The 9,764-nt window shown below is 72.4% G+C and carries 7 protein-coding genes and 1 pseudogene; 5 read left to right on the forward strand and 3 right to left on the reverse strand.

The genetic code is table 11. The annotated features are described in order from the left end of the window. Positions 1–165: 165 nt before the first annotated feature. Positions 166–540, reverse strand: a complete 375-nt coding sequence (locus tag AWZ10_RS07490) for a hypothetical protein (protein WP_046707915.1) — start codon at positions 538–540, stop codon at positions 166–168. A 689-nt stretch (positions 541–1,229) separates the two neighbouring features. On the opposite strand from AWZ10_RS07490, the gene AWZ10_RS07495 reads away from it, so the two are divergent. Both AWZ10_RS07495 and AWZ10_RS07500 read left to right on the forward strand, forming a co-directional pair. Continuing rightward, positions 1,230–2,480, forward strand: coding sequence for a lysylphosphatidylglycerol synthase transmembrane domain-containing protein (locus tag AWZ10_RS07495; RefSeq protein WP_060890722.1), 1,251 nt, complete (start codon positions 1,230–1,232; stop codon positions 2,478–2,480). 192 nt (positions 2,481–2,672) lie between these two features. Next, positions 2,673–3,926, forward strand: a pseudogene (locus AWZ10_RS07500) (beta-ketoacyl-[acyl-carrier-protein] synthase family protein); the annotation flags it as partial. A 75-nt stretch (positions 3,927–4,001) separates the two neighbouring features. On the opposite strand, the gene ku reads toward AWZ10_RS07500, so the two are convergent. Next, the gene (gene ku, locus AWZ10_RS07505) at positions 4,002–5,096 is read right to left on the reverse strand and encodes a non-homologous end joining protein Ku (protein WP_482258095.1); all 1,095 of its coding nucleotides are present in this window, start codon (positions 5,094–5,096) and stop codon (positions 4,002–4,004) included. Positions 5,097–5,373: 277 nt separating this feature from the next. On the opposite strand from ku, the gene AWZ10_RS07510 reads away from it, so the two are divergent. The 3 genes from AWZ10_RS07510 to ligD all read left to right on the forward strand — a co-directional run bounded on the left by AWZ10_RS07510 (position 5,374) and on the right by ligD (position 9,328). Next, entirely contained in the window at positions 5,374–5,607 is a 234-nt protein-coding gene (locus tag AWZ10_RS07510) for a hypothetical protein (protein WP_060890725.1), read from the forward strand. A gap of 275 nt (positions 5,608–5,882) precedes the next feature. Beyond that, on the forward strand, positions 5,883–8,291 hold the full coding sequence (locus AWZ10_RS07515) for an ATP-binding cassette domain-containing protein (RefSeq protein WP_046705567.1): 2,409 nt from the start codon (positions 5,883–5,885) through the stop codon (positions 8,289–8,291). A gap of 155 nt (positions 8,292–8,446) precedes the next feature. Then, the gene (gene ligD / locus AWZ10_RS07520; RefSeq protein ID WP_060890726.1) at positions 8,447–9,328 is read left to right on the forward strand and encodes a non-homologous end-joining DNA ligase; all 882 of its coding nucleotides are present in this window, start codon (positions 8,447–8,449) and stop codon (positions 9,326–9,328) included. Positions 9,329–9,332: 4 nt separating this feature from the next. Here the strand turns inward: ligD and AWZ10_RS07525 are convergent. After that, the coding region (locus tag AWZ10_RS07525) for a nuclease-related domain-containing protein (protein ID WP_167365925.1) at positions 9,333–9,764 on the reverse strand (432 nt) is incomplete at its 5' end.

Raw genomic sequence — 9,764 nt, forward strand, 5'->3', positions numbered from 1 at the left:
AGCGCGGGCAGCGCGGGCAGCGCGGTATGTCTCCGTGACCGCTGTCGCGGTTCCGCCCACCCGGGGGTTCGAGTCGAGTGCGGGTCGCCTGGGCGGCGTCGTACCGCAGGCCTTCGCGTTTGCGGGGCGGGGCGGGGCGGTGGGACGGAGAGCTTGTGGGAGGCGTCAGGTGGTGGTTCGGCGGTTTGGTGGGGTGAAGACGTAGAGGTCGAGGATGGGGGGCATGGGGGTGATGCCTGGGCCGCCGGACTGGACCCAGGTGACTATGTCCTCGGTCGCGTCGGGGTCGTTGACCAGGCCCAGCCAGACGGGGCGGGCGCCGGCGGCTCGGCCGGTCGAGGAGGGTTGGACCACGATCACGTTGGCCTGGTCGCAGGCGTCCAGGCAGGTGGAGATCCGGGTGGGGACGACGGCTTGGAGGCGGGTGGTCTGGGCCTCGTGGTCCACGCCGGGCAGTTTGGGGGTGCCGCAGCAGCAGTCCCGGCAGACTGTTACCCGGCAGGGCGTGGGGCCCGTCTTCGACTGTGCGGGGGTCACCAGGGCGTCGGGCGGGTGAGTGTGGGGGGCGTCATCCGGTGGCCTCACGAGCTTGTGAACTGGGCTTTGACTGTGGGGATTTTACTCGCCCCCGCCGTCCCGCCCCAGCCCGCCACCAGGGGCTCCGCCCCAGCAACCCCGGACCCCGAACCTCGATTCCGGACCCGCCCCAAGCCCGATTCGGGAGCCAACCCCATCCCGATGCCGGGGCCGAGCGAGAGGGGGGCGCGGCGAGGGCGCACGGAGGGCGCCGTGCGCCGGAAGCGGTGACGGCCCGGCGGCTGACATCCCGGCGGCCCGGCGGCTGGATGAGTGTCGGCGGCCCTCGGTTCGGACAGGTCGTCCCGGGGTGTGGGAGTCGGCGGGCCACCGCTGGGTCGGCGGCGGACCCGTCGGGAGGGATCGGAGGTCGACCGGCGGTCGTGATGATCTCGGCGGGGGCCCGGTGCCGGGGTGGCCGGAAGGTGACTTGTGTCTCATGTGGGGCGGTGGGGTTCGGACGGGCTTCGGTGGCAGAGTCGCTGTTCGGGAGTGGTGTCGTCGTTCTGTCGGTGGCAGGAGTTCGGGTGGTGCATACCGGGGAGTCATTTGGGGTGGGAACGGTCCTGGGGTTCCCTTCGTTCTTGACTTGCCCTGCCTCCGCCGGTGCGGTCCCCGCCGTACCAGCGCGACGCGGAAGGACGACGTGCCCTTTGTTCCCGCTCCCGCTCGACGCGCCGCCCCCCTCGCGGCCCACCCCGTCCCCAGTCACCGACCCCCTCACGCTGATACCCAGCCCGGCCCGGCCCTCGGATGTCACCCGAGTCCCGAGCCAGGCCACGGCCCCGGCTATTGACCCCGATCTCGATCCCGGTCCCGGCCACGGCCTCGCCCCTTGCTCGGGCCCCAAGGCGCTCTCCGACTCTCCCTGCGCCCCCGCCCCCGGCCAGGACGCGGCCGACCGCCCGGCGCGCGTCGGGGCGTTTCTGCCCGCCAGGGTGCAGGCGCTGCTCCCTGCCCGGTCGGCCGCGAACGCCCGGCGGTTGCGGTTCGCTCTCATGCTGCTGCCGTTGGCGCTGCTCGCGGTGTGGGCGGCGGTCGACTGGCGGACGGTCCATGACGGGGCGGTGCGGCTGGCGTCGGCCGACCCCCGGTGGCTGCTGGCCGGTGTCGTCTTCACGGCCCTGTGCTCGGTGGCCTCCGCATGCGTACGGCAGGGGGCCGTGCCGGAGCGGCTTCCGCCGGGGCAGTTGCTGGCCGTGCAGTTCGCCGCCGGGGCCGCGGGCCACGCGCTGCCGGGCAACATCGGCGCCCACGCCGTCGTCCTGCGCTTTCTGCGGGGCCGTGGCATGCCCCTCGCCCGTGCCACCTCCTCACTCGCCCTGTACTCGGCGGTCAAACCGGTGGCCAAGACGCTGGTGATCGTCGCCTTCGTCGTCGCCTTCCCGGGCACGCTCCGCCTGGCCGAACTCCTCCCGAAAGGCGAGACCCTCGCCCTGGTCGGCGCGATCACCGGGGTCAGCCTGGCCGCCGTGGTCACCCTGATCACGACCGTACGGCCGTTGCGGCGGCCCCTCATCGGAGGGCTGCGTTCCGCTCTCACCGACACGCGGCTCGTGCACAGCCGACCCGTCCGCGCGCTCTCCCTGTGGGGTGGGGCCGCCGCCTTCCCCCTGTGCCAGGGCGCCGTGGTCGCCTCGGTCGGCTCCTCGCTCGGGCTGCCGGTGTCCTGGACGCAGATGCTCTTCGCCTACCTCGTCGCCAGTACGGCCGCCGGTGCCGTGCCCGCGCCGGGCGGGCTCGGCCCCATGGACGCGGCGCTCGTCTTCGCGCTCGTCGCCTTCGGCGCGCCGGCGACCCTCGCCACCACCACCGTCATCGGCTACCGCGTCCTCACCGTCTGGCTCCCCCTCCTCCCGGGCACCTTCGTCCTGTCGGCGCTGGTGCGCGCGAAGGTGCTCTGAGCCGGGCCGGCGTACGCGCACGAGCACCGGGTGCCCTCGGGCGGGGCCCCCGGTGTCGTCATGCCGTCAGCGAGGCCCTGGTGTCGGCACGCCGTAGCTGGGTGTAGTGGGCAGTTGAAGCTGGAACCATCTCTGGGACAAGAGGCCGACGGGGCCCGGAGGACTGGGGGATGGCGCATGTCGTACTCGGCGGGGCGGCGAGTGGTGGTCACGGGGCTGGGGGCTGTCACGCCGCTCGGTGTGGGTGTGGGCGAGCTGTGGCAGGGGCTGCTGGAAGGGCGTTGCGGGATTCGGGAGCTGGAGGGGGAGGAATTCGCGGAGTTACCCGTGCGGGTCGCGGGGATGGTGCCGGTGGATCCCGCCGACCTGTTGCCGCGGCCCCGGGCCCGGCGGATGAACCGGGCCGCGCGGTTCGCCGTGCTGGCGGCGCGGGAGGCGTGGCGGGACGGGGGATTCGACCCCGTCGGTACGGCGGCGAGCGGACTCGATCCGGCGCGCGTCGGGGTGTCCGCCGGGGCGATCCTCGGTGACGCGTCGGTGCTCGTGGCCGGCGACCGGCAGTTGAGGGACCGAGGGCCGCGGAGTGTCTCGCCGCTCACCACGCCGATGTGCGTGCCCTCGCAGGCGGCGTCGCAGATCTCCCTCGACCTCGGTATCACCGGGGAGGCGCGGACCGTCACGAGTGCGTGTGCCTCCGGTACCGAGGCGATCGGGCAGGCGGTGGACCGTATCCGGTACGGGCGGGTGGACGTGGCGCTCGCGGGCGGGGCCGAGGCGGTGGTGACTCCGGCGATCATGGCGTCGTTCGCGGCGATGCGGGCGCTGTCCCGGCACGGGCTGAACGGTGGTGGGGGGAGCCCGTCCCGGCCGTTCGCGAAGGACCGGGACGGGTTCGTGAACGGCGAGGGGGCGGGTTTTCTGCTGCTGGAGGCGGAGGACCGTGCGAGGGCTCGCGGTGCGCGGATCTACTGCGAGGCGGCGGGCTGGGGGCTGTCCGCCGACGCGCATCACATGGCGGCGCCCGATCCTTCGGGCGCGGGGGTGGCGCTCGCGCTGCGCCGGGCACTCGCGGACGCGGCGGCGTCACCCGCCGATGTCGTCCACGTCAACGCGCACGCCACCGCCACGGTCGACGGTGACCTCGCGGAGGCGAACGCGCTGACCGCGGTGCTGTCGGGGCGCCGGGTGCCCGTCACGGCGCTCAAGGGGAGCCTCGGGCACCTTCAGGGGGCCGCCGGTGCCGTAGAGGCCCTGGTCACCGCCCTGACCCTCCACCACGGCGTCATCCCGCCGACGATCGGCTGCGCCGACCAGGACCACGCGATCACCCTCGACCTCGTCACCACTGCCCCCCGCCCCCTCCCGTCCGAAGGCGACCTCGCCCTCACCAACTCCTTCGGCTTCGGCGGCCACAACGCGGTGCTCGCGCTACGGCGCTCCGCATAGCCCCGGGCGCTGCGCGGCGAAGCGGGGGTCAGGCTGAGCGTTCGGGGGGCGGTCAGGCTGAGCTTTCAGGGGCGGTCAGGCTGAGCGTTTGCGGGATGTCGCCTTCTTCGCCGGGGTCTTCTTCGCGGTGGTCTTCGCTGTCGTGGACTTTGCTGCCGTGGTCTTCGTCGCCGTGGACTTTGCTGCTGCGGATTTCGTCGCCGTGGTCTTCGTCGCCGTCGCCCTCTTGGCCGTTGCCTTCTTCGCCGCTGTCTTCTTCGCCGACTGAGTCGACTGGGCCGTCGACTTCTTCGGGGAGGCGGCCGTCTTCCTGGTCGGGGTGGTGGATTTCTTGCCCGGGGACTGTTTGGGGGTGGGGCGGGACGGGAGGGGGGTGATGTCGGCGACGTCCTCGCCCCGGGACTCCTTGGCGTCGCGGACGCTCTTCTCGAGCGCGGCCATGAGGTCGAGGACCTTGGCGCCCGGGGCCGGGGCGGGGGCGGCGGCCGGCTCCTCGCCGGAGGCCTTCGCGGCGATGAGTTCCTCGACGGCCTCGCGGTAGTCGTCGTGCAGGGAGTCGAGGTCGACCTCGCCGAGGGTGTCCATGAGGGCGTCCGCGAGGTCGAGTTCCTTGTCGCGAACGGTGACGCTCGTGTCGGGGGCGACCCCGTCCGTCGTACGGATCTCGTCCGGCCAGAGCAGCCCGTGCATGGCGAGGACGTCGTCCACGACCCGCAGCATGCCCAGCCGCTCGCGCCCGCGCAGCGCGAACTTGCAGATGGCGACCTTCCCGCTGCGCTTGAGCGCCTCGCGGAGGAGGGTGTACGGCTTGGCGGCGGGGACGCCGTTCGCCGCGAGGTAGTACGCGGCGTCCACCTGCAGCGGGTCGATGCTCTCGGCCGGTACGAAGCCCTCGATCTCGATGGTCTTGGCGGTCGGGATGGGCAGCGCCGCGAGGTCCTCGTCCGTGATCGGGATCATCGTGCCGTCCGCGTCCTCGTACGCCTTGCCGATCTCCCCCTGCGTCACCTCGCGGTCCTCCAGCTCGCAGACCTTGCGGTAGCGGATGCGGCCGCCGTCCTCCAGGTGGACCTGGCGGAAGGACACGGAGTGGCTCTCGGTCGCGTTCACCAGCTTGATCGGGATGCTGACCAGGCCGAAGGAGATGGCGCCGTTCCAGATCGATCGCACGGGCTGCACTCACCTTTCGGGCCCCTGATACCGGTTTGTCCACACCGTAACGCGGACCGATCACGCCTGCCCGTCGGCCGCCGGCCGCCCGTGGACCCGCTCGGCGAACCCCGTCACCGGACCGGTTCGGCGGACCCCGTCACCGGACCAGTTCGGCAGAGCCCGTCACCGGACGGGTTCGGCAGAGCCCGTCACCGGACGGGTTCGGCAGAGCCCGTCACCGGACCGGTCAGGATTCGAGAAGCGCGGGTGCGTGGAGCGCGCCTAGCGTGAAGGCATGAACCGCACCTTCGACGCGAGCTTCGTCGACCCGGCCGTCGACGACGGCGAGCGACGCACGATCGTCGAGACGACGGCCGAGGGCATCTGTGCCCGTGTCCTCCTCGCCACCGCCTGCCGCGACGGCAGCTTCGCGCGACTGGCGGCCGGCGATGCCGGGATCGTCCAGGAGCCGACGAGGCAGCCGTACGGCGTCCGCGACTCGCCGTCCGCGATCCCGCGGGCAACCTGATCCACGTCCGCGAGGTCTGAGGTCCGGGGATGGCTCCCGCAGGGCCGGGGGCCGGGTCCGGGAGCCGAGTCCCGGAAGCGAAGGCAGCACCCCGCCCGTCCCCGGCCCGCGCCACCGGCCGAGTGGACGCGCGGCCCTCGGCCGGCACCAGCGACCTTCGCCGTAGCACCGCGGAAGACGCACGACCAGACGTACTGTTCCCAACGGATCGGATCCAGTCGGGCGACGCCGGCGGGGGCCGCGGGACGCGGCTCCGCACGACAGATGGAGGAACGATGACCAAGGCCACGAGGGCGGGGACACAGACACAGTCTCCCGGGCCGCACGCCGCCGACAGCCATGATCTGATCCGTGTGCACGGGGCACGGGAGAACAATCTCAAGGATGTCAGCATCGAGATCCCCAAGCGCCGGCTGACGGTGTTCACCGGGGTCTCCGGCTCGGGGAAGAGCTCACTGGTGTTCGACACGATCGCCGCGGAGTCGCAGCGGCTGATCAACGAGACGTACAGCGCCTTCCTGCAGGGCTTCATGGCGAACCTGGCGCGGCCCGAGGTGGACGTGCTCGACGGGCTGACCACCGCGATCACCGTCGACCAGCAGCGGATGGGGTCCGACCCGCGCTCCACCGTCGGCACCGCCACCGATGCCAACGCGATGCTGCGCATCCTCTTCAGCCGGCTCGGCAAGCCGCACATCGGCCCGCCCGGCGCGTTCTCCTTCAACGTCGCCTCGGTCTCCGCGAGCGGCGGGCTCACGGTCGACCGCGGTGCCGACAAGACCAAGACCGAGAAGGTCACCTTCAGCCGCACCGGCGGCATGTGCACCCACTGCGAGGGCCGGGGCAAGGTCTCCGACATCGACCTCACCCAGTTGTTCGACGACTCCAAGTCGCTCTCCGAGGACCCGTTCACGATCCCCACCTACACCGGGGACGGCTGGGTGGTGCGGGTCATCGCCGAGTCGGGCTTCTTCGACAAGGAGAAGCCGATCCGCCAGTACACCAAGAAGGAGCGGCACGACTTCCTCTACCGCGAGCCGACCAAGGTCAAGATCAACGGCGTCAACCTCACCTACGAGGGGCTGATCCCGAAGCTGCAGAAGTCCTTCCTCGCCAAGGACCGCGAGTCGATGCAGCCGCACATCCGGGCCTTCGTGGACCGGGCGGTCACCTTCACCGAGTGCCCCGACTGCGACGGCACCCGGCTCAGCGAGCTGGCCCGCTCCTCACGGATCGGCAAGGTCAACATCGCCGACGCCTGCGCGATGGAGATCCGCGACCTGGCCGAGTGGGCCCGAGCGATCGACGAGCCGTCGGTGGCGCCGCTGCTCGCCAAGCTCCACTACACCCTCGACTCGTTCGTGGAGATCGGCCTCGGCTATCTCTCGCTCGACCGGGCCTCGGGCACGCTCTCCGGCGGCGAGGCGCAGCGCACCAAGATGATCCGCCACCTCGGCTCCTCGCTCACCGACGTCACCTACGTCTTCGACGAGCCGACCATCGGCCTGCACCCCCATGACATCGAGCGGATGAACAACCTGCTGCTGCGGCTGCGCGACAAGGGCAACACCGTGCTCGTCGTGGAGCACAAGCCGGAGACCATCGCCATCGCCGACCACGTCGTCGACCTCGGCCCCGGCGCCGGCACGGCGGGCGGCACCGTCTGCTTCGAGGGCACCCTGGAGGGGCTGCGGGCGAGTGACACCGTCACCGGCCGTCATCTCGGCGACCGGGCCGCCCTGAAGGAGACGGTGCGCAGGCCCACCGGCGCGCTGGAGATCCGGGGCGCGGCGGCGAACAACCTCCAGGATGTCGACGTGGACATCCCGCTCGGCGTGCTGACCGTCATCACCGGCGTCGCAGGCTCCGGCAAGAGCTCGCTCGTGCACGGCTCGATGGCCCGACAGGCAGGGGCCGAGGGTGTGGTGTCGATCGACCAGACCGCGATCCGCGGCTCCCGGCGCAGCAACCCGGCGACGTACACCGGGCTGGCCGACCCGATCCGCAAGGCCTTCGCCAAGGCCAACGGGGTGAAGCCGGCGCTCTTCAGCGCCAACTCCGAGGGCGCCTGCCCCACCTGCAACGGCGCCGGCGTCATCTACACCGACCTGGCCATCATGCAGAGCGTCGCCACCACGTGCGAGGAGTGCGAGGGGAAGCGGTTCGAGGCGTCGGTGCTGGAGTACCGCTTCGGCGGGCGGGACATCAGCGAGGTGCTCGCGATGTCGGTCGCCGAGGCGGAGGAGTTCTTCGGCAGCGGCGAGGCGCACACCCCGGCGGCCCACCGGATCATCGAGCGGATGGCGGACGTCGGGCTCGGCTACCTCACCCTCGGGCAGCCGCTCACCACGCTCTCCGGCGGCGAGCGGCAGCGGCTCAAGCTGGCCACCCACATGGGCGACAAGGGCGGGGTCTACGTCCTCGACGAGCCGACCACCGGCCTCCACCTCGCCGATGTGGAGCAGCTGCTCGGGCTGCTCGACCGGCTCGTCGACGCGGGCAAGTCGGTGATCGTCATCGAGCACCACCAGGCGGTCATGGCACACGCCGACTGGATCGTCGACCTCGGCCCCGGGGCCGGTCACGACGGCGGCCGCGTCGTCTTCGAGGGCACCCCGGCCGACCTCGTCGCGGCCCGCTCGACCGTCACCGGGGAGCACCTGGCGGCGTACGTGGGCGCCTGACCCCGCACGGGAGCACGGGAGCACAGGAGCACGGGAGCACAGGAGCACGGGAGCACGGGGGTACGGGAGCACGGAGCCACCGGGGCGCGTAGGCGGGAGTCCGACCGCCGGGCGCTATGCCCGCTTTCGCGTCGAATCATGGGATTCTGGCTCCCATGACACCGATCACCGAGGTGGAGGGCCGCAGGGTCGCCCTCTCCAACCTGGAGAAGGTCCTCCACCCGGCGACGGGCTTCACCAAGGGCGAGCTGCTGCACTACTACGCCACGACCTCCGACGCCCTGCTGCCGCATCTGCGTGACCGCCCGGTCTCCTTCCTCCGCTACCCCGACGGGCCGGGCGGCCAGGTCTTCTTCACCAAGAACGTGCCGCCGGGCACGCCCGACTGGGTCACCACCGCCGAGGTGCGGCGGATGGAGGGACCGGCCCGGATGGTGCTGGTCCAGGACCTGCCGAGCCTGATGTGGGCGTCGAACCAGGTCGCCGAGTTCCACACGCCCCAGTGGACCGTCGGCTCCGACGACGAGGCCGACCGGCTGGTCCTCGACCTGGACCCGGGGGTGCCCGCGACGGTCGTCGAGTGCTGCGAGGTCGCCTGCTGGCTGCGGGACCGGCTCGCGGCGGACGGGATCGAGGCGTACGCGAAGACGTCCGGGTCGAAGGGGCTGCATCTGCTGGCGGCGGTGCGCGGGGCGTCCTCGGAGCGGGTGACGGAGTACGCCAAGGAACTCGCCGTCGAGGCCGAGAAGGCGCTGCCCCGCCAGGTCGTCCACCGTATGACCCGCAGTCTGCGCCCCGGCAAGGTCTTCGTCGACTGGAGCCAGAACGCCGCCCGCAAGACCACGGCGGCCCCCTACACCCTGCGCGCCCGCCCCGAGCCGACCGTCTCCGCCCCGGTGACCTGGACCGAGGTCGAGGAGTGCGCCTCCCCCGCCCACCTGGTCTTCCGCGCCCCTGACATCGCCCCTCGTCTTCAGGAGCACGGCGACCTGCTGGCGCCGCTCCTGGACCCGGAGGCCGCGCACGCCCTGCCGTGACGGCCTACACCCGGGTCCACGTCCGCCGGTCCCGGGCCGTCGCGTGCAGCCCCTCCACGTCCGCCGGTTTGAGCAGCCCGCCCGTGCGGGCGAGTTCGGCGAGGTCCGTGTCGCACAGGACACGGACCTCGCGCGGGGGCGTCGTGATGTCGAGGCCGGAGGGTTCGGCGAGGGCGAGGACGGGGTGGACGTCGGCGGTGAGGGCGTAGGAGGCTCGGTCGGCGTCGGCGCGCAGCCCGCGCAGCAGCGCGCGGGGCTCGTGGCGGCCGACCGCGACCATGGGGTCGGTGATGACGACGCGCCGCCTGCGGGCGGGCAGGGACCGGACGCAGAACAGGCCCCCGGGGCCGATGACCAGGTGGTGGATGCGGTCGCCGCCGGGCAGTGGCACGGAGTGCAGGGTGCGCCAGCCGGCGCCCTCCAGCCGGTCCAGCGC

The organism is Streptomyces europaeiscabiei (genome assembly GCF_001550375.1).
Lineage (GTDB): Bacteria > Actinomycetota > Actinomycetes > Streptomycetales > Streptomycetaceae > Streptomyces > Streptomyces europaeiscabiei.

What these genes read in the sequence shown, in the direction of transcription:
- AWZ10_RS07515 (WP_046705567.1), top strand. Translation starts at nt 5,883, where the DNA reads ATGACCAAGGCCACGAGGGCGGGGACACAGACACAGTCTCCCGGGCCG.
- AWZ10_RS07510 (WP_060890725.1), top strand. Translation starts at nt 5,374, where the DNA reads ATGAACCGCACCTTCGACGCGAGCTTCGTCGACCCGGCCGTCGACGAC.
- ligD (WP_060890726.1), top strand. Translation starts at nt 8,447, where the DNA reads ATGACACCGATCACCGAGGTGGAGGGCCGCAGGGTCGCCCTCTCCAAC.